A 17901-nucleotide genomic window follows, 5' to 3' on the forward strand; every position below is an offset into this window, starting at 1 on the left:
GACTTCGATACCTTCCAGGCCCGGTGAAGAGTTGACCTCCATCACCAACGGCCCGTGGTTGGAGCGCAGGATATCCACACCGGCCACGCTCAAGCCCATCACCTTGGCCGCCCGAATGGCCGTGATCCGCTCTTCAGGGGTGATCTTGATCAGGCTGGCGACACCACCGCGATGCAGGTTGGAACGGAACTCGCCTGGTTTGGCCTGACGCTTCATCGAAGCGATCACCTTGTCCCCCACCACGAAGCAGCGAATGTCGGCACCGCCCGCCTCTTTGATGTACTCCTGCACCATGATGTTCTGCTTCAGGCCCATGAACGCTTCGATCACTGATTCGGCCGCCTGGGTTGTCTCGCATAGCACCACGCCGATGCCCTGTGTGCCTTCAAGGACCTTGATCACCAGCGGCGCGCCATTGACCATTTGGATCAGGTCGGGGATGTCGTCCGGCGAGTGGGCGAACCCCGTGATCGGCAGGCCGATGCCGCGCCGGGACAGCAATTGCAGTGAGCGCAGCTTGTCACGCGAGCGGGCGATGGCCACCGACTCGTTGAGCGGGTACACGCCCATCATCTCGAATTGGCGCAGCACCGCGCAGCCATAGAAGGTGACCGAGGCGCCAATGCGCGGAATCACCGCATCGAAGCCTTCCAGCGGCTTGCCACGGTAGTGGATCTGCGGTTTGTGGCTGGCGATATTCATATAGGCCCGCAGGGTGTCGATCACCACCATTTCGTGGCCACGTTGGGTACCGGCTTCGACCAGGCGGCGGGTGGAATACAGACGCGGGTTGCGCGACAGCACAGCGATCTTCATGCAGCACCTGTGACAGGAGAAAGGGTGGCCGGGAAGGCCGGTTTGTCTTGCACGTACTTGAGCCCCGGGTTGACCACCAACTGGCCGTGGATAAGCGCCTTCGAGCCGAGCAGCAGGCGGTAGCGCATGCTCTTGCGGCAGGCCAGCGTGAACTCGACCTCCCAGACGCGATCGCCCAGCGCCAGCGGTGTACGAATCACATAACGGGTTTGCGCATGGCCGTTGGAGCTCTTGATGGTCTTCATGGTAACCAGTGGTGCTTCACAGCGGCGGTGACGCAACTGCACCAGCGACCCCAGATGGGCGGTGAAACGCACCCAGGGTTGGCCGTTGCGTTCGAACGGCTCCACCTCGGTGGCATGCAGGCTGGAGGTGCTGGCACCGGTGTCGATCTTGGCGCGCAGGCCGGCCACGCCAAGGTCGGGCAGCGCGACCCACTCGCGCAGGCCGATCACAGTCAGATGGTCAAATGTCTTCACGAAGCGCACCCTGCGGATAAGGTGGTGAACTGTAAGCACGGCGGGGACTTTTTGCATCCGTCAGTTACGGTAGTACAGTTCGATGAAAGACAGAATTCGAGGTAGCGGGATGGCACAAAAACCGGAAGAAGACGACAAGGTCCGCCTGGACAAATGGTTATGGGCAGCGCGCTTCTACAAGACTCGTGCCCTGGCCAAGGCGGCGATCGAAAGTGGCAAGGTGCATTGCCGTGGCGAGCGCTGCAAGCCGGGCAAGGAACCGCGGGTAGGCGATGAGTTTGTGTTGCGTATGGGGTTCGATGAACGCACGGTGGTGGTCAAGGCGCTGTCGGTGGTGCGCCGGGGCGCGCCTGAAGCGCAGACGCTGTACGAAGAAACCGAGGAGAGTGTACGGCGCCGTGAGCAGGCTGCAGCGATGCGCAAGGCGGGGGCAACCGGTGTAACGACCGATGGCCGTCCGAACAAGAAGCAGCGGCGGCAGATTTACCAGTTGCACGGCAGTTACGAGTGATTGGGGCCGCTGGGCGGCCCCGGCGCCTTAGCGGATCACCGCCAAGCGCCCGACCAACGGTATCTTGGCCGCGATCGCGAACAGCGGGGCCGTCCAGCGCAGCAGCAGCGCGCTACCCTTGGCCGCCAGCGGCGTGTAGTAGCTCCAGCCCAACGCCAGTATCGCCATCAGCAAGCCACCGATGTAGTCGTCCTGGCCCCAGTGGGCGCCAGCGACCAGCCGCGGCAGCATGAACAGGACCGCCAGCCCCCAGATCACCAGGTACTGGCCCAGGCGACGGCTGAACACGCTCATGAACAGTGCCCAGATCAACAGCACCGACGCATGGTCACCGGGGAAGCTCTTGCTCGAGCGGTCCTTCAGTTCCCAGGCCTTTTCCAGGTTCGGGTAGTAGTCACTGAGGTGTACCGCGCTGTCGAAAATCATCGACGGGCTGACATGTTGCCACCCGGCGGCATCCACCCACTTGGAAAACAGCGCGCGAATCACCACTAAGAGGAGCAGGGTGACAAGAAAGCCAAAAAAGGCTTCACGCACCTGGCTCGCCTTGAACACCCAGTTGCCACGGATCAGCGCGGCGAGAAGGATCAGCCCGACGACGATATCGAAGGGGCGTAGGCTGCCGACGGTCCAGATGTAGCGCCAGGCGGTGTTGTCGGCCAGGGGCGCATTGAGGCTGTGGAACAGCCACTCGTCGAAAGTCAGGCACAGGATCTGGCCAAAAGGCCATAACCAGAAACACAGTAGAGCAATGGGGAGCAGCGTACAGGCTGCCAAAGGCCCCCAGGACCACCTTGCTTGGAACAGTGGCCGATTGTCCATAAAATACCTCTATTGCAAACAGGAATTGGAGCGCGTTTTTAGCACTCTACCAAGGGTTTCCGAACATTTCCGAAACCCTATGTAACCATTTTGTCATCATTTTTCAGATAGCCAAAACCTATGAGCGATTTGCCAGATACCGATTTCACCCAACGTTTCATCTTCGACGACCGCGATGTGCGCGGCGAGTGGGTGGCACTCGATGACAGCTACGCTGCGGTGTTGGCCCGTCACCCGTACCCACAGCCCGTCGCCGCTCTGCTCGGCGAACTGATGGCGGCCACGGCCTTGCTGGTTGGCGCCATGAAGTTCGACGGCCTGCTGATCCTGCAGGCGCGTTCGCAAGGCCCGATCCCCCTGTTGATGGTGGAGTGCTCCAGCGAGCGCGACATCCGTGGCATGGCCCGTTACGAAGAGGATCAGATCCCCGCCGACGCTACCCTGGCGCAGCTGATGCCCGACGGCCACCTCACCCTGACCCTCGACCCCGTCAAGGGCCAGCGTTATCAAGGCACTGTCGAACTCGACGGCGCCAACCTGTCGGAGTGCTTCACCAACTACTTCGTTCAGTCCCAGCAGACCAACACTCGCTTCTGGCTCAACGCGTCGGCTGGCAAGGCCCGCGGCCTGTTGCTGCAACAGCTGCCGGTCGATCGCGAGCGTGACGAAGAAGAGCGCGAAGACAGCTGGCAGCATGTGATCGCCCTGGCCAAGACCCTCAAGACCGAGGAGTGGGCCGAGGACAACGAAACCCTGCTGCACCGCCTCTACCACGAAGACGCTGTGCGCCTGTTCGATATCCAGCCGCTGCGCTTCAATTGCAGCTGCTCGCGCGAGCGCTCTGGCAATGCCCTGGTCAGCCTGGGCGAACACGATGCCAAGCAACTGGTGGAGGAGTGTGGCGGCAAGGTCGAGATCGATTGCCAGTTCTGCAACGAGCGCTATTTCTTCGATGCCAGCGATGTTGCGCAACTGTTTGCCGGTGGTGGCACAGACACGGCGTCAGAAACTCGCCACTGAAACGTTTAACTACAGGATATTCTCCTGTCGAATTGCGCAAATGAGCGGTTCTGACAGGAGGGGCCTACTTTTTTTGGGCGTTTCTGGCATAATCCGGCCACTTTTTTCGCTGTAGTAGTTTTTTACAGACAACTACAAAACGTTTGGAGCACTCGGCCTCGGGCCGGATGGGGTATCTCATGACGCAAGCCAACAACACCGTGTACACCGACCTGAGCGTCGATGAGCTGGTAAAAGAAGCGCTGCAACGCGGTGAAGGCGTGCTAGCCGATACCGGCGCACTGGTCGTCGAGACTGGGCACCGTACTGGCCGTTCGCCGGCTGACCGTTTCATCGTCGAAGAACCTTCCACCCAGGACGCCATCGCCTGGGGCCCGATCAACCGCAAGTTCCCGGCCGACAAGTTCGACGCCCTGTGGGCTCGCGTCGAGGCGTTCAACAACGCTCAGGACCACTTCGTTTCCTACGTGCATGTTGGCGCTGCTGCCGAGCACTACCTGCCGGTCAAGATGACCACCCAGACTGCCTGGCAGAACCTGTTCGGCCGTTGCCTGTTCATCAACCCTGAGCAGTTCAACCCGGCTGGTCGTGACCAGTGGCAGATCCTCAACGTCGCCAACTTCGTTTGCGAGCCTGAGCGCGACGGCACCAACTCCGACGGTTGCGTGATCATCAACTTCGCCCAGAAGAAGGTGCTGATCGCTGGCATGCGTTACGCCGGCGAAATGAAGAAAGCCATGTTCTCGGTGCAGAACTTCCTGCTGCCGGCTGCCGACGTGCTGCCGATGCACTGCGCTGCCAACATTGGCGAAGAGGGTGACGTAACCCTGTTCTTCGGCCTGTCGGGCACCGGCAAGACCACGCTGTCGGCTGACGAAAGCCGTTACCTGATCGGTGACGACGAGCACGGCTGGGGCGAAGGCGTTGTCTTCAACATGGAAGGCGGCTGCTACGCCAAGTGCATCGACCTGTCCGAGAAGAACGAGCCGGTCATCTGGAAAGCCATCAAGCACGGTGCAGTACTGGAAAACGTCGTCCTCGACGGCAACCAGCACGCTGACTATGCCGATGTCAGCCTGACCCAGAACAGCCGTGCGGCCTACCCGCTGGAGCACGTTGCAAAGCGTTCCGAAGCGAACCTGGGTGGCGAGCCGAACGCGGTCATCTTCCTGACCTGCGACCTGACCGGCGTTCTGCCTCCGGTTTCGATCCTGAACAACGAGCAGGCGGCCTACCACTTCCTGTCGGGTTACACCGCGCTGGTCGGCTCCACCGAAATGGGCTCGGGCGGCGGCATCAAGTCGACCTTCTCTACCTGCTTCGGTGCACCGTTCTTCCCACGCCCGGCTGGCGAGTACGCCGAGCTGCTGATCAAGCGTATCAACGCGTTCGGCTCCAAGGTGTACCTGGTCAACACCGGTTGGACCGGTGGTGGCTATGGTGTCGGCAAGCGCTTCAGCATCCCGACCACCCGTGGCGTGATCGCTGCAATCCAGAGCGGCGCTCTGGTCGGTGCCGAAACCGAGCACCTGGACATCATCAACCTGGACGTGCCGAAGGCCGTTCCGGGCGTCGAGACCGAGCTGCTCAACCCACGCAACACCTGGGCTGACAAAGCTGCCTACGACGAAGCGGCCAAGGGCCTGGCCCAGCTGTTCACCGAGAACTTCAAGAAGTTCGACGTGTCCGACGCCATCAAGGCGGCCGGCCCACAGCTGTAAGCTCAAGCCCGTTGCAACGAGAAAGCCGCCTGTAGAGGCGGCTTTTTTGTGCCTGTGATCAGGCACCACAAACCTGCAAATTCTGTTTCACTGTCAGGACTCATTGCGACCAAACGAGCTAGCCAGATGATCGAATCCCCCGACCGCAGTGCCTTCTCCCACTTCCACCCCATCCTCACTCGCCCCCAGGACAACGACCACAACGGCCACATCGCCGGCGCCACCGTGCATGGCTTCTTCGAAACTGCCATCCAGGCCTTTCTGGTGGAGCAAGCCGAATTCGACCTGCGTGAGGGGCCGTTGGCGGCCTTTGTCGTCAGTTCCGCGGCGGATTTCTACGCGCTGCCAGGCTTCCCGGATGTGCTGGAGGTGGGCCTGGGCGTGACGCGCCTGGCAGGCAGTACGGTGGAGTACCGGCTGGCGCTGTATCGGCCGGGGGAAGAGGATGCGTGCGCAGCGGGCACCGTAGTGCAAGTGTTCATCGAGCGTGAAAATGGCCGGCCTGTACCGTTGCCAGAGCCGCTGCAGCTCATCCTCGGCGGCCTGCAGCTGGGCCACAACGCATAAAAAAGCCCCGCCATGCGGGCGGGGCTTTTGCTACCGAGGCGTTAGCCGCCGGTATCAGTCGCGCCAGTGGCGCTTGTGCTTGCGGTGGCCATAGTGGTGGCCACGGTCGTAGTGACGGCGGTCGTCGTAGCCGCGACGGTAGCGGCGATCGTCGTGGCGCTCGTCTTCATCGGCTTTGTTGCCCATGTAGTTACCCAGCGCGCCACCGGCACCGCCGCCTGCGGCTGCGCCGATATAGCTACCGGTGGTGCCGCCCATCGAGCGGCCGACCACGTTGCCGCCTGCGGCACCCAGTGCGCCACCGATGGCGGCCTCACCACGCTGGTGTTTGTTGGCGCCTACCGCACTGCCGGCAGCACCGCCCAGGCCGGCACCAATCGCGCCGCCCGTGCTACCGCCGATGGACTGGCCCACAACGGAGCCCAGTACCCCACCCAATGCGCCGCCAATGCCGGCTTCGGTGGTGCCGCCTGCCATGGCAACGCCGCTGAGCAAGCTGAAAGACAACAACAGAATCGAGGAGTACTTCTTCATCAAGAGAGCCTCATAGGGATGACGAGGGCGAATTTGAGGCTCGGCGCTGCGCCTGGCAACGAAAATCCGACGAGTAGCACGAGTTGTACACAATTCTCTAAGTTGCTGTTTTAACTGTGAAACTTTATCGTTTTTTGCGTGTCTGAGGTATTTATGACAAAGCCCTGATCCGTTGCGGACAGGGCTTTTTTTGTTCTTGGCCGTTGTTGACCACACCCTCTGCAGGCGCAGTGGCGTTTAAACGATACGCCCGTCGTCGCGGGCCCGTTCCAGCTTGATGGCGACGAACTTCGAGGTCGGTGTATGGCTGCCCTCGCCAATGCTCTCCAGCGGAATCAGCGGGTTCACTTCCGGATAGTACGCCGCCGCTTGCCCCGCTGGGATATCGAAGGCCAGCAACGTGAACCCGTGCACACGGCGTACATGTTCATCGCCCCACAGCGACACGATGTCGACTTTCTGCCCTGGCTGGAAGCCCAGGCGGATGATGTCGGCCTCGTTGGCGAACAGCACGTCCCGCTGGCCACGCACGCCGCGATAGCGGTCGTCCAGGCCGTAGATGGTGGTGTTGTACTGATCGTGCGAGCGCATCGACTGCATGATCAGGTCGGGCAACTGCCCGCTGGCGCGCACGCGCTCGTCGAGCAGGGTATCGGGCAGCAGGTTGGCTTTGAAGTTGGCGCGGCCTGTGGCGGTCTTCCACTCACGGCTGCCGGCGCTGTTACCCAGATAGAAGCCGCCTGGGTGACGCAGGCGCTGGTTGAAGTCAGCGAAGCCGGCGATGGTGTCGCCGATCAGGTCGCGGATACGGTCGTAGTCGGCCACCAGCCAATGCCAATCGACCGGCTGCTTGCCCAGGGTGGCGGCGGCAATGCCGGCAATGACGGCGGGCTCCGAGCGCATCTGGGCCGACAGCGGCTTCAACTGGCCGTTGGAGGCATGAACCATGCTGAACGAATCTTCCACGGTCACCGCCTGTGGCCCTTCGGCCTGCAGGTCGATGTCGGTGCGGCCCAGGCAGGGCAGTATCAGCGCCTGCTTGCCATGGATCAGATGGCTGCGGTTGAGCTTGGTGCTGATGTGTACCGTCAGGTCGCAGTTGCGCAGGGCCTGCGCGGTACGTTGGGTATCCGGTGTTGCCTGGGCGAAGTTGCCGCCCAGCCCGATGAACACCCTGGCGCGGCCATCGAGCATGGCATGGATGGCCTCGACGGTGTTGTGGCCGTTATGCCGCGGCACTGGGAAGTTGAAGCGTTTTTCGAGGGCATCGAGCAGGGCCACGGGCGGGCGTTCGTTGATGCCCATGGTGCGGTCACCCTGCACATTACTGTGGCCACGCACCGGACACAGGCCGGCGCCGGGAGCGCCGATGTTGCCGCGCAGCATCTGCAGGTTGACGATTTCCTGGATGGTCGGCACCGAATGGCGGTGCTGAGTGATGCCCATCGCCCAGCACATGATCACTCGCTTGCCCCGGCAGTACATGCGCGTGGCCAGCTCGATGTCGGCCAGGGTAAGGCCCGATTGCGCCTGAATGTGCGCCCATGGGGTGGCGTCCACCACCGCCAGGTACTCCTCGACGCCGTGGCCATGCTCGGCGATGAAGGTGTGATCGAAGACCGCAGGCTCACCTTTGGCCTGGGCTTCGCGCTCCCACTGCAGGACGAACTTGGCCATGCCCCGCAGCATCGCCATGTCGCCGCCCAGTGCCGGGCGGAAAAACGCCGTGTTGGTGGGCCGGTCGCTGTTGGTCAGCATCTCCAGCGGGTTCTGTGGGTGCTGGAAGCGCTCCAGCCCACGCTCCTTGAGCGGGTTGACGCACACCACCTGCGCCCCGCGTTTCACCGCATCGCGCAGCGGGTCGAGCATGCGTGGATGGTTGGTGCCAGGGTTCTGGCCCCAGACGAAGATCGCATCGGCGTGCTCGAAATCGTCGAAGGTGACGGTGCCTTTGCCGACCCCGACGCTTTGCCCCAAGGCCACACCGCTGGCCTCGTGGCACATGTTCGAACAGTCGGGAAAGTTGTTGGTGCCATAGGCGCGCACGAACAGCTGGTAGAGATACGCCGCTTCGTTGCTGGCCCGCCCCGAGGTGTAGAACTCGGCCTGGTCAGGGGTCGACAGGTTGTTCAGGTGACGGGCGATCAGGGCGAACGCGGCATCCCAGGCAATTGGCCGGTAGCGGTCGCTGGCAGGGTCATAGACCATCGGCTCGGTCAGGCGGCCCTGGTATTCAAGCCAGTAGTCGCTCTGTTCGCGCAGTGCGCTCACGCTGTAGCGGGCGAAGAACGCCGCGTCGACGCGGCGCTTGGTGGCTTCCCAGTTGACCGCCTTGGCGCCGTTCTCGCAGAACTTGACCATGCCGCTCTCGGGCGAGTCGCCCCAGGCGCAGCCGGGGCAGTCGAAGCCGCCGTTCTGGTTGGTCTTGAGCAGGGCGCGGATGTTCTTCAGCGCATTGTCGCTACCCACCCAGGCCTTGGCCACGCTGCGCAGCGCACCCCAACCGCCAGCGGGGCCGTGGTAGGGCTTGTAGCGAGGGGAGGAGGCTGGGGCGTTGTCCGGAAGGTTCTGGTACGAGGTCACGGTTGTTATGACTCCGCCGCTGGGCTGTAGACCCGCGGTGCACTGTGTTTGGGCAAGTGAATGAGGTTGAGGTTGTGCTTGCGCGCCCATTGCAGGGCAAGGCCGGTGGGGGCCGAGAGGCTGACCAGGGTCTGGATGCCAGCGCGCAGGACTTTCTGGATCAGCTCCAGGCTGCAGCGGCTGGTGACGATGGCCAGGCCACCTTCGGTACTGATGCCCTGGCGCAACAGAGCTCCGATCAGCTTGTCCAGCGCGTTGTGCCGGCCGATGTCTTCGCGCCCGAGCAGCAGTTCGCCCTGGTCGTTCATGAACAGCGCCGCGTGCACAGCACCGCAATGCTGGCCCAAGGGCTGGAAGGCATCGATGCGCTCACGCAGGCCGGCCAGCCACTGCGCTGGCGGCAGCGGCGCCCCAGGCAGCTCGGCCAGCTCTGGCAGTGCCTGCTCCAGGGCTTCGACCCCACACAAGCCACAGCCGCTGGTGCCGGCCAACTGGCGGCGCTGGTTTTTCAGGTTCCAGAATGCGCGGCTGGAGATTTCCAGGTCGGCGTACAGGGCTGAGCCGCTGCCGGAGAGTTTGAGGTCGTAGATTTCAGCGGTGCCTTCGACAATGCCGCTGCCCACGCTGAAGCCGACGGCGAAGTCTTCGAGGTCGGTGGGGCTGACCAGCATCACGGCTTGGTTGAGGCCGTTGTAGACGATGGCCAGGGCGACTTCCTCGGCCAGCGGGGTGCTGGCAGGTTCGGCGTCGCTGAGCTGGACGTAACCGTAGGTGTTGCTGGCAGCGGGCAGTGCCAAGGGCGTGGAGGCCGCGCAGACCGGGGGTTTGCTGTTCATCGGGGCTGATTACCAGCGGCTTTTTGATAGCACCAGCCTAGGCCTGTGGGCCGGGCACGTCTAATCGCTAGGGTCTATGCCTTGATAGACCACGTCGATGAGCAGCAGCGGGGCGTGGGGGGAAATCCTGGCCTACACTGCTGTCTCCAAGGTTTTATCAACAAGGAGAGCGCAATGAGCCTATTCAGTTTCGTGAAGGAAGCCGGCGAGAAGTTGATCGACCTGCTGACCCCTGGCAACGCCAATGCCGAGGAGCAGCTCAAGAAGCACGTGGAGAGTGTCGGCCTGGGCAACCCCAACATCACCGCCACTGTAGAGGGTGACAAGATCATCCTCAAGGGCGAGGTGGCCAGTCAGGAGGAGAAGGAGAAGATCATCCTCGCGGCCGGCAACATCAATGGTGTGGCCAGCGTCGATGACCAGATCACCGTGACCGGGCCGGTGGCCCAGGCGGCGAAGTTCGTGACGGTGGAGAAGGGCGATACCCTCAGCGCCATTTCCAAGCGGGTGTATGGCGACCCGAACAAGTACAACAAGATCTTCGAGGCCAACAAGCCATTGTTGTCGCACCCAGACAAGATCTATCCGGGGCAGGTGCTGCGTATTCCGGATTAATAGCGCTTCATAAGCTGTACCTACCTCATCGCCGGCCTGCCGGCGATGAGGCTTTACAGCCCCTGCAGCAACGCCCGGTAATCCTCGACCGCCTCAAACTCTTGGGTATCACGCGGCGCCGCCTGGCTGTCCGGCTGGCGCACCGCCAGCAAATGCCCTACGCCAAATCGCCGTGCACTGCGCAAGATCGCCAGCGTGTCGTCGATGAACAAGCTGCGTTCAGGCACAAAGCCGATATCCGCCTGCAACGCATCCCAGAACTGCGGGCTTTCCTTCGGATAGCCATAGTCGTGCGAGCTGATCAGCCGCTCGAAATACGGCGCCAGTTCTACACGCTCCAGCTTGAGTGACAGTGAATCGCGGTGGGCGTTGGTGATCATCACCACCCGCTTGCCAGCCTGGCGGATCGCGGCAAGAAAGGTATCGGCATCAGGCCGCAGGGCAATCAGGTCGGCGATCTCGCGCTTGAGCTCGCGGATGGGCAGCTTCAGCTCCCTGCTCCAGAAATCCAGGCAGTACCAGTTGAGTGTGCCAGCATTGCGCTCGAACAGCGGCTGCAGCTCCATTTGCGCCATGGCACGGCTCACCCCATGCAGCTCGGCATAGCGTTGCGGCAGGTGTTCGAGCCAGAAGCGGTTGTCGTAGTGCAGGTCGAGCAGGGTGCCGTCCATGTCCAGCAGGACGGTATCGATGGCAGACCAGGGAAGAACAGGCATGGGAAACTCTCGATCAGTCGGCAAGCCACGGTATAGTAACCCGTTCACGCCAAGGAGCCGCCCCATGCGCCAGAAACCCACCGTCCTCAGTCGCGAGATTGTCGCCAGCAGCCGCCTGTTCCGCGTCGAAGCCGTGCAGTTGCGCTTCAGCAATGGCACCGAGCGCACCTACGAGCGCCTGGTCGGCCGTGGCAATGGCTATGGCGCGGTCATGATCGTGGCGATGCTCGACGCCGAGCACGCGGTGCTGGTCGAGGAATACTGCGGCGGTACCGATGAGTACGAACTGTCGCTGCCCAAAGGCCTGATAGAGCCGGGTGAAGACGTGCTGGCAGCAGCCGACCGCGAGCTCAAGGAAGAGGCGGGCTTTGGCGCACGTCAGCTGGAGCACCTGACCGAGTTGTCGCTTTCGCCTGGCTACATGAGCCAGAAAATCCAGGTGGTGCTGGCCAGCGACCTCTACGAGGAACGCCTGGAAGGCGACGAGCCGGAGCCGATGCGGGTCGACAAGGTCAACCTGCGCGAACTCTCGGCGCTGGCCATGCACCCGCAGTTCACCGAGGGCCGGGCGCTGGCGGCGCTGTACCTGGCGCGTGACCTGCTGATCCAGCGTGGGCTGCTCGACGCATGAACGATCAACAACTGATGCTGGAAGTGGTGAAGCTTGCCGGCCTGGCGGGTGAGGCCATCCTGCCGTTCTGGCGCGCCGATGTGGCGGTGACCAACAAGGCCGATGACTCGCCGGTGACCGCTGCCGACCTGGCCGCGCACCGGGTCATCGCCGACGGCCTGCAGGCGCTGGCGCCGCACATCCCGGTACTGTCCGAGGAAGACTGCAATATCCCGCTGGCCGAGCGGCAGGGCTGGCAGCGCTGGTGGCTGGTCGACCCCCTGGACGGCACCAAGGAGTTCATCGCGGGCAGCGAAGAATTCACCGTCAACATTGCACTGATCGAAAACGGCGAAGTGGTGTTTGGTGTGGTGTCGATGCCGACCAGCGGGCGCTGCTATTTCGGTGGCCGGCGCCTGGGGGCCTGGCGTGCCGAGGCCGGTTGTGATGCCTTGCCGATACAGGTACGCAATGCGCCGCCTGCCGACGGCCGTTTCACTGTGGTGGCTAGCCGCCGCCACTCCAGCCCGCAACAGGAAGCCTTGTTGGCTGGCCTGAGCAGCGCAGTGGGAGAGCTCGAGCTGGCCAATATCGGCAGTTCGCTGAAATTCTGCCTGCTCGCTGAAGGCAGCGCCGACTGTTACCCGCGTCTGGCACCCACCTCACAGTGGGACACGGCTGCCGCCCAGGGCGTGCTGGAAGGTGCCGCTGGCGAGGTGATCGGCCTGGACGGGCAGCCGTTCTGCTACCCGCCCCGCGCGTCTTTGCTCAACCCGTTCTTCCTGGCCCTGCCCGCTGCAGCGCGCTGGCGCCAGGCACTCTTGACGCTGGCGACGGCCTTGTAGCTGCGGCGCTCACCCATTAGCGATGCAGCACGAATTGCCCGCTGAAGCGGACGGCGGGCGCGTCGCTGCCGAGGTTGCTCACTGTGGTTTCCAGCGTCAGCCGCGCACGGCCACGGCGCTGGTACAGCGTTAAAAAACGCGCCCAGGTGTTTTCTTCGGGTGCGGCGCAGCGCGCCACCGCTGCACCGGTGACCGGCAGCGGGTAGCTGATCTGGCCTTCGTGGATGACGATATGCCCGTCATCGATGCCCAGTTCGCGCAAGCGCAGGTGCAGCCAGCCCCAACCCACCAGTACTGCCGCGCAATACAGGCTGCCGCCGAACATGGTGCTCTTGTGGTTGACGTTGGCAGCCAGCGGCAGTTGCAGGCGCAGGGTCTGGCTTTGCCAATCGAGCACTTCCAGGCCCATTTCACGGGTCAGGGGGATGTCGCTGTGCAGTACGCCTTGCAGGTACTGGCTATCGCTGCTCATGGGCGGGTGTCCTCATGGTCTTCGGGGCCGCTGCTGCCGCCTTCAAAACTCAGGCCGTGCTTGCGCAGCTTGTCGTGCAGGGTTTTACGCGGGATGCCCAGGGCTTCTGCCAGGCTGCGCATGGAGCTGTGCGGCTGGGCCAGTTCGGCAGCGATCAGGGAGCGTTCGAACTGCTCAACCTGTTCACTGAGGTTGCCCAGCAGTATCGGGGCGGCGTGTGCGGCCGTAGCGGCTGGCTGGCCATCCAGGGCCAGCTCCAGGCCCAGGGCGAAACGCTCGGCGGCGTTCTGCAGCTCGCGTACGTTGCCTGGCCAGTCATGGCGCAGCAGCATGGCCCGTTGTGCAGGTTGCAGGCTGTGCGGCGGCAAACCATGGCGCTGGCTGGCGGTATCGGCAAAATGCTGGAACAGCACCAGAATGTCGTCACCACGCTCGCGCAGGGGCGGGATGCGCAGCGGTGCCACATTCAGCCGGTAATACAGGTCGGCGCGGAAGCGGCCCTGGTCGGCGGACTGGCGCAGGTCTTCCTTGGTTGCGGCAATGATGCGGATATCCAGCGGGATCAGCTGGTTGCCACCCAGGCGCTCGACCACGCGCTCCTGCAGCAGGCGCAGCAGCTTCACCTGTACATCCAGGCTCATGCTCTCGATTTCGTCGAGGAACAGCGTGCCGCCATTGGCGAACTCGAATTTGCCGATGCGGCGCTTCTGCGCGCCTGTGAAGGCGCCGGGCTCATGGCCGAACAGTTCGCTTTCGACCACCGACTCGGCCAGCGCACCGGCATTGATCGCCACAAACGGGCCTTCGCGGCGGCTGGACAGGTCATGCAATGCGCGTGCGACCACCTCTTTACCCGCCCCGGTTTCGCCGAGGATCAGTACATCGGCACGGGTGCCGGCCAGGGCGCCAATCTGCTCGCGCAAACGCTGCATCGAGGACGAATGGCCGACCAGGCGGGTGGCCAGTTGCTGGCGGTCGCTCAGGGCCAGGCGCAGGCTGCGGTTGTCCAGCACCAGTCGGCGCAGGGCCAGGGCGCGGCGCACGCTGTCGAGCAGGGCGTCACTGGCAAAGGGTTTTTCCAGGAAGTCGTAGGCCCCGGCGCGCATGGCCTGCACGGCCAACGGTACATCGCCGTGGCCGGTAATCAGCAGCACCGGCAGTTCGCTGTCGCGGCCATGTAGCTGTTCCAGCAGTTGCAGGCCATCGATGCCCGGCATGCGGATGTCGCTGACGACCACGCCGGGCCAGTCTGGCGCGATACGTTCGGCCAGGCCCTGGGCATCGGCCAGGGCGACCACCTTGAGCCCGGCCAGGTCCAGGGTCTGGCTCAGGGCCTGGCGCAGGTGCGGGTCGTCGTCGACCAGCAGCACCTGGGCCTGGCTATCGATTTGTGTCTCGGTCGTCATGCCGAGGGGTCCTCCGAAGGTTGCAGGTTGGCGCCGGGCGTTGCCATGCGTAACTGCAGGGTAAGCAAGGCACCGCCTTCCGGGTGGTTGGCCAACAGCAGTTCGCCGCCCAGTGCGCGCATCAGGCTTTCGCAGATGGCCAGGCCCAGGCCCAGCCCCTGGGTGCGGGTCTTGGTGGTGAAGAACGGTTCCTTGGCGTGCTCCAGGGCCTGGCGGCTGAAGCCTGGGCCGTTGTCGCGGATGAACAGGTAGACGTACTCATCGCGCTTTTCGGCACTCAGCCAGAGCCGACGGGGGTTGGCCTTTTCGGTCAGGGCATCGAGGGCATTGGCCAGCAGGTTGCCCAGCACCTGGCGCAGGCGCGTTTCACCCGCCTGTACCCACAGCGTGGCATCTGGCAGGTCGCGGATCAGCTCCACGGCCATCGCCCGGCGCCGCTTGGCCAGCAGGGCCAGGGCATCGTCCAGCGCCGGCTGCAAGGCCACGCTTTCAGGGGCGTGGCGATCGCGGCGGGCGAAGGCCCGCAGGTGGGCGATGATCGAAGCCATGCGCCCGGTCAGCTCGCCGATCAGCTTGAGGTTGCCGCGGGCCTCCTCGGTGCGCTGGTGATCGAGCAGGACCTCGGCGTTTTCCGCGTAGCTGCGGATGGCCGCCAACGGCTGGTTGAGTTCATGGCTGATGCTCGCCGACATGGTGCCAAGCACCGACAGCTTGCCGGCCTGCACCAGTTCGTCCTGGGCGCGGACCAGCTCCTGCTGGGCGTTCTCGCGTTCCAGCACCGCGTTTTTCAGCCGGGTATTGAGCCCTTCGAGGTCGGCTGTACGCTCCACCACGCGGTTTTCCAGCTCCTGGCGGCCCCGCGCTTCGAAGTCGATGCGGTCGATGTAATGCCGGCGCCGTTGCATCACCAGGCCGGCCAGCAACATCAACACCAGCAACGCGCCCGCACCAATGGCCATCACCGTCTGCACCGAGCGGTCGACCAGCATGCGCGGGGCAAGGATGCTGACCTGCCAGCCGGTTTCCTTGATGTCGCGGGTCTGCGTCAGCCAGGCATCCTGGTTGAGCACCAGCGGCTGTGGCGCCTGGGTCGGGTAGGGCTGGATGGCGATGATCGCCTGGCGTTCGGCCTCGGTCAGCACCCGTGTGGCACGGAAGCGCCAGTCTGGGCGAGAGGTGAGGATCACCACGCCGTTATGGTCGGTCAGCAGCAGTTGCTCCGGGGTGCGGCCCCAGAGGGTTTCGGTATGGTCGAGGTCGACCTTGACCACCAGCACGCCGACGATACGTTCACGGTCGCGCACGGCCGCGGCGAAGAAGTAGCCGCGTTTGGCCGAGGTGGTGCCCTGGCCGAAGAAGCGCCCCAGGTGCCCGGCCATGGCCTCGTTGAAGTAGGGGCGGAAGGCGAAATTACGGCCGACGAAGCTGTCGTGCTTGTCCCAGTTGGAGGCGGCCAGGGTGTTGCCGCTGACGTCCATCAGGTACATCACCTCGGCACCGGTCTGGTGAACGATGTCCTTGAGCAGGCGGTTGGCGTTGGTCACCGTTTCCAGCTTGAACGGGTCGGCCAGCACCCCGCGCAGCGCCGGCAGGTCGCCGAGGATCTGCGGCAGGGTTTCATAGCGGTGCAGGGTGCCCAGCAAGTTGGCGACATACAGGTCCAGGGTCTGGCGGTTCTGCGAGGCCAGTTCATCCTGGTAATAGCGTTCGGCAAGGTGGTGCAGCGGCCACAGCAAGGGGGCCAGGCACAGCGCCAACAAGGCCAGGCTGCGCCAGCGGGGACGGCGTGGGTGCGTGGGTTTTGCAATCATCGCGTAAATGCGCCAGAGGAGTCTGGCGCAATTATGCGCTACTTGAGGCAGTCGATCAGCGCCTGCTGCCAATGCGGCAGGTGCACGTCCCATTCGCGGGCCAGGCGTGAGCAGTCCAGGCGCGAATTGAGCGGGCGGCGCGCGGGTGTGGGGTACTCGCTGGACGGGATCGGTAGCAGCTCGGCGCAGTGCAGGCCTTGGGCCTTGAGCTGTTCAGCGATGGCCTGGGCAAAACCGAACCACGAGGTTTCCCCTTGGGCCGTCAGGTGGTAGGTGCCCCAGGCGCCTGCGCGCCCGGCGTGCCAACGCTCGATCAGTTCACGGGTGCTGGCGGCGATGCTGCCTGCCCAGGTAGGCGCGCCAATTTGATCGTCCACGACGCGCAGCTGGGGTTTTTCCTGCAGCAGGCGTTGCATGGTCAGCAGGAAGTTACGGCCATGCAGCGAGTAGACCCAGCTGGTACGCAGGATCAGGTACTGGCCATCCACTGCGGCAATGGCCCGTTCTGCGGCCAGCTTGCTGCGCCCATACACCCCCAGCGGGTGGGGTTGGTCTTTTTCGTTGTAGGGGGTGGCCTTTTCACCGTCGAAAACATAATCGGTGGAGTAGTGGATCAGCGGGGCACCGAGCCGCAGGGCTTCTTCAGCCAGCACGCAGGGGCTTTCGGCGTTGATGGCATAGGCCGTATCCGGCTCGCTTTCAGCCTGGTCCACGGCGGTGTAGGCCGCGGCGTTGATGATCAGGTCGGGCGCGAGCCGGCGCAGCGGTTCGCGCAGGGACGCGGGGTGGGCCATGTTCAACTGCTCGCGGCCCCACAGGTGCAGCTCGCCAAGCCCCGCCAAGTGCGTTTGCAGCGCCTGGGCGACCTGGCCGTTGTGGCCGCAGACGAGCAGCTTCATGGGAACAGGTCCGCCTGCCCCAGCAGCGCACCGGCCTGGTCCTTGGCTGACAGCAGCGGCGGCTGCTCCAGGCCCCAGTCGATGCCCAGTTGCGGGTCATCCCAGCGGATGCAGCGCTCGGCGGCAGGGTTGTAGTACTCGGTGGTCTTGTACAGGAAGTCGGCCGACTCACTCAGCACCAGAAAGCCATGGGCAAACCCTGGTGGAATCCAGAACTGGCGGTGCTCCACGGCATCGAGCCGGGTCGCCACCCAGCGGCCGAAGGTCGGCGAGCTGCGGCGGATGTCCACAGCAACGTCGAGCACTTCACCGTGGGTCACGCGGACCAGTTTCCCCTGGGGGTTGTCGATCTGGTAGTGCAGCCCGCGCAGCACCCCGCGTTGCGAACCTGAGTGGTTGTCCTGGACGAAACGGGCCTCGACGCCGGTCTGGCTGGCGAACTCGCGGGCATTGAAGCTTTCAAGGAAGAAGCCGCGGCTATCGCCAAAGACCTTGGGTTCGATGATCAGCAAGTCAGGTATATCGGTGATGAGTATATTCATGTCGATTCTTTGACCAGTGTGCTCAGATTTCGACCTTACCGGTCATTTTCAGTTTTGCCGCCTTGGCCCCTTGGAGCCTAGATTGTCGACGGGTCT

The 17901-nt window shown here is 63.6% G+C and carries 19 protein-coding genes; 7 read left to right on the forward strand and 12 right to left on the reverse strand.

The genetic code is table 11. The features are described from left to right. Positions 1-816 (reverse strand): 30S ribosomal protein S6--L-glutamate ligase (rimK, locus tag APH34_RS26090; protein ID WP_054903553.1); only part of this gene is annotated, 816 nt, incomplete at its 3' end. Beyond that, the gene (locus APH34_RS26095) at positions 813-1295 is read right to left on the reverse strand and encodes an ATP-dependent zinc protease (protein WP_054903554.1); all 483 of its coding nucleotides are present in this window, start codon (positions 1293-1295) and stop codon (positions 813-815) included. The genes rimK and APH34_RS26095, both read right to left, overlap by 4 nt. A 109-nt stretch (positions 1296-1404) precedes the next feature. Between APH34_RS26095 and APH34_RS26100 the strand changes: the two genes are divergently transcribed. Then, complete coding sequence (locus APH34_RS26100) at positions 1405-1806, forward strand: RNA-binding S4 domain-containing protein (RefSeq protein WP_054903555.1); 402 nt, start codon at positions 1405-1407, stop codon at positions 1804-1806. A gap of 27 nt (positions 1807-1833) precedes the next feature. Here APH34_RS26100 and APH34_RS26105 read toward each other — a convergent pair whose 3' ends face one another. Next, positions 1834-2628 (reverse strand): phosphatase PAP2 family protein, encoded by a 795-nt coding sequence (locus APH34_RS26105; protein WP_054903556.1) that lies wholly within the window; start codon positions 2626-2628, stop codon positions 1834-1836. Positions 2629-2748: 120 nt separating this feature from the next. On the opposite strand from APH34_RS26105, the gene hslO reads away from it, so the two are divergent. The 3 genes from hslO (at position 2749) to APH34_RS26120 (ending at position 5936) form a co-directional block, all read left to right on the forward strand. Continuing rightward, the gene (hslO, locus tag APH34_RS26110) at positions 2749-3648 is read left to right on the forward strand and encodes an Hsp33 family molecular chaperone HslO (protein WP_054903557.1); all 900 of its coding nucleotides are present in this window, start codon (positions 2749-2751) and stop codon (positions 3646-3648) included. A gap of 179 nt (positions 3649-3827) precedes the next feature. Beyond that, positions 3828-5369 carry a phosphoenolpyruvate carboxykinase gene (locus tag APH34_RS26115; protein WP_054903558.1) on the forward strand — a complete coding sequence of 514 codons (1542 nt, stop codon included), beginning with the start codon at positions 3828-3830 and terminating at the stop codon, positions 5367-5369. A gap of 126 nt (positions 5370-5495) precedes the next feature. After that, positions 5496-5936, forward strand: a complete 441-nt coding sequence (locus APH34_RS26120) for a thioesterase family protein (protein ID WP_054903559.1) — start codon at positions 5496-5498, stop codon at positions 5934-5936. Positions 5937-5990: 54 nt separating this feature from the next. Here the strand turns inward: APH34_RS26120 and APH34_RS26125 are convergent, their stop codons facing one another. The 3 genes from APH34_RS26125 to fdhD form a co-directional block, all read right to left on the reverse strand. Continuing rightward, entirely contained in the window at positions 5991-6470 is a 480-nt protein-coding gene (locus APH34_RS26125) for a glycine zipper domain-containing protein (RefSeq protein WP_054903560.1), read from the reverse strand. A 237-nt stretch (positions 6471-6707) separates the two neighbouring features. Further along, positions 6708-9053 (reverse strand): FdhF/YdeP family oxidoreductase, encoded by a 2346-nt coding sequence (locus APH34_RS26130; protein ID WP_054903561.1) that lies wholly within the window; start codon positions 9051-9053, stop codon positions 6708-6710. Between the two features lie 5 nt (positions 9054-9058). Next, a complete protein-coding gene (gene fdhD, locus APH34_RS26135) occupies positions 9059-9889 on the reverse strand; it encodes a formate dehydrogenase accessory sulfurtransferase FdhD (RefSeq protein WP_054903562.1) in 831 nt (276 codons plus the stop codon). Between the two features lie 174 nt (positions 9890-10063). Here fdhD and lysM point away from each other — a divergent pair, with 174 nt between their 5' ends. Next, complete coding sequence (gene lysM / locus APH34_RS26140) at positions 10064-10504, forward strand: peptidoglycan-binding protein LysM (protein WP_054903563.1); 441 nt, start codon at positions 10064-10066, stop codon at positions 10502-10504. 53 nt (positions 10505-10557) lie between these two features. Here the strand turns inward: lysM and yrfG are convergent, their stop codons facing one another. Beyond that, positions 10558-11220, reverse strand: a complete 663-nt coding sequence (gene yrfG / locus APH34_RS26145; RefSeq protein ID WP_054903564.1) for a GMP/IMP nucleotidase — start codon at positions 11218-11220, stop codon at positions 10558-10560. A gap of 64 nt (positions 11221-11284) precedes the next feature. Here yrfG and nudE point away from each other — a divergent pair, with 64 nt between their 5' ends. Together nudE and cysQ are read left to right on the forward strand one after the other, a co-directional pair. After that, entirely contained in the window at positions 11285-11851 is a 567-nt protein-coding gene (gene nudE / locus APH34_RS26150; protein WP_054903565.1) for an ADP compounds hydrolase NudE, read from the forward strand. Beyond that, complete coding sequence (gene cysQ, locus APH34_RS26155; protein ID WP_054903566.1) at positions 11848-12675, forward strand: 3'(2'),5'-bisphosphate nucleotidase CysQ; 828 nt, start codon at positions 11848-11850, stop codon at positions 12673-12675. The genes nudE and cysQ overlap by 4 nt, the downstream gene beginning before the upstream one ends. Before the next feature lie 16 nt (positions 12676-12691). On the opposite strand, the gene APH34_RS26160 is transcribed toward cysQ, so the two are convergent. The 5 genes from APH34_RS26160 to rfbC are packed head-to-tail and all read right to left on the reverse strand — an operon-like array spanning position 12692 to position 17805. Beyond that, positions 12692-13147: a YiiD C-terminal domain-containing protein gene (locus tag APH34_RS26160; protein WP_054903567.1), complete on the reverse strand. Its 456-nt coding sequence runs from the start codon at positions 13145-13147 to the stop codon at positions 12692-12694. After that, positions 13144-14553: a sigma-54 dependent transcriptional regulator gene (locus APH34_RS26165; protein WP_054903568.1), complete on the reverse strand. Its 1410-nt coding sequence runs from the start codon at positions 14551-14553 to the stop codon at positions 13144-13146. The genes APH34_RS26160 and APH34_RS26165 overlap by 4 nt, the downstream gene beginning before the upstream one ends. Then, the gene (locus APH34_RS26170; protein WP_054903569.1) at positions 14550-16364 is read right to left on the reverse strand and encodes an ATP-binding protein; all 1815 of its coding nucleotides are present in this window, start codon (positions 16362-16364) and stop codon (positions 14550-14552) included. The genes APH34_RS26165 and APH34_RS26170 overlap by 4 nt, the downstream gene beginning before the upstream one ends. A 38-nt stretch (positions 16365-16402) precedes the next feature. Beyond that, on the reverse strand, positions 16403-17263 hold the full coding sequence (gene rfbD / locus APH34_RS26175) for a dTDP-4-dehydrorhamnose reductase (protein WP_054903570.1): 861 nt from the start codon (positions 17261-17263) through the stop codon (positions 16403-16405). Continuing rightward, complete coding sequence (gene rfbC, locus APH34_RS26180) at positions 17260-17805, reverse strand: dTDP-4-dehydrorhamnose 3,5-epimerase (protein WP_054903571.1); 546 nt, start codon at positions 17803-17805, stop codon at positions 17260-17262. Before rfbC ends, rfbD begins: the two co-directional genes overlap by 4 nt. Positions 17806-17901: the final 96 nt, after the last annotated feature.

It is taken from the genome of Pseudomonas sp. NBRC 111131, assembly GCF_001320525.1.
Classification (GTDB): Bacteria; Pseudomonadota; Gammaproteobacteria; order Pseudomonadales; family Pseudomonadaceae; genus Aquipseudomonas; species Aquipseudomonas ceruminis.

What these genes read in the sequence shown, in the direction of transcription:
- APH34_RS26100 (WP_054903555.1), top strand. Translation starts at nt 1,405, where the DNA reads ATGGCACAAAAACCGGAAGAAGACGACAAGGTCCGCCTGGACAAATGG.
- APH34_RS26105 (WP_054903556.1), bottom strand. Translation starts at nt 2,628, where the DNA reads ATGGACAATCGGCCACTGTTCCAAGCAAGGTGGTCCTGGGGGCCTTTG.
- hslO (WP_054903557.1), top strand. Translation starts at nt 2,749, where the DNA reads ATGAGCGATTTGCCAGATACCGATTTCACCCAACGTTTCATCTTCGAC.
- APH34_RS26115 (WP_054903558.1), top strand. Translation starts at nt 3,828, where the DNA reads ATGACGCAAGCCAACAACACCGTGTACACCGACCTGAGCGTCGATGAG.
- APH34_RS26120 (WP_054903559.1), top strand. Translation starts at nt 5,496, where the DNA reads ATGATCGAATCCCCCGACCGCAGTGCCTTCTCCCACTTCCACCCCATC.
- APH34_RS26125 (WP_054903560.1), bottom strand. Translation starts at nt 6,470, where the DNA reads ATGAAGAAGTACTCCTCGATTCTGTTGTTGTCTTTCAGCTTGCTCAGC.
- fdhD (WP_054903562.1), bottom strand. Translation starts at nt 9,889, where the DNA reads ATGAACAGCAAACCCCCGGTCTGCGCGGCCTCCACGCCCTTGGCACTG.
- lysM (WP_054903563.1), top strand. Translation starts at nt 10,064, where the DNA reads ATGAGCCTATTCAGTTTCGTGAAGGAAGCCGGCGAGAAGTTGATCGAC.
- yrfG (WP_054903564.1), bottom strand. Translation starts at nt 11,220, where the DNA reads ATGCCTGTTCTTCCCTGGTCTGCCATCGATACCGTCCTGCTGGACATG.
- nudE (WP_054903565.1), top strand. Translation starts at nt 11,285, where the DNA reads ATGCGCCAGAAACCCACCGTCCTCAGTCGCGAGATTGTCGCCAGCAGC.
- cysQ (WP_054903566.1), top strand. Translation starts at nt 11,848, where the DNA reads ATGAACGATCAACAACTGATGCTGGAAGTGGTGAAGCTTGCCGGCCTG.
- APH34_RS26160 (WP_054903567.1), bottom strand. Translation starts at nt 13,147, where the DNA reads ATGAGCAGCGATAGCCAGTACCTGCAAGGCGTACTGCACAGCGACATC.
- APH34_RS26165 (WP_054903568.1), bottom strand. Translation starts at nt 14,553, where the DNA reads ATGACGACCGAGACACAAATCGATAGCCAGGCCCAGGTGCTGCTGGTC.
- APH34_RS26170 (WP_054903569.1), bottom strand. Translation starts at nt 16,364, where the DNA reads ATGATTGCAAAACCCACGCACCCACGCCGTCCCCGCTGGCGCAGCCTG.
- rfbD (WP_054903570.1), bottom strand. Translation starts at nt 17,263, where the DNA reads ATGAAGCTGCTCGTCTGCGGCCACAACGGCCAGGTCGCCCAGGCGCTG.
- rfbC (WP_054903571.1), bottom strand. Translation starts at nt 17,805, where the DNA reads ATGAATATACTCATCACCGATATACCTGACTTGCTGATCATCGAACCC.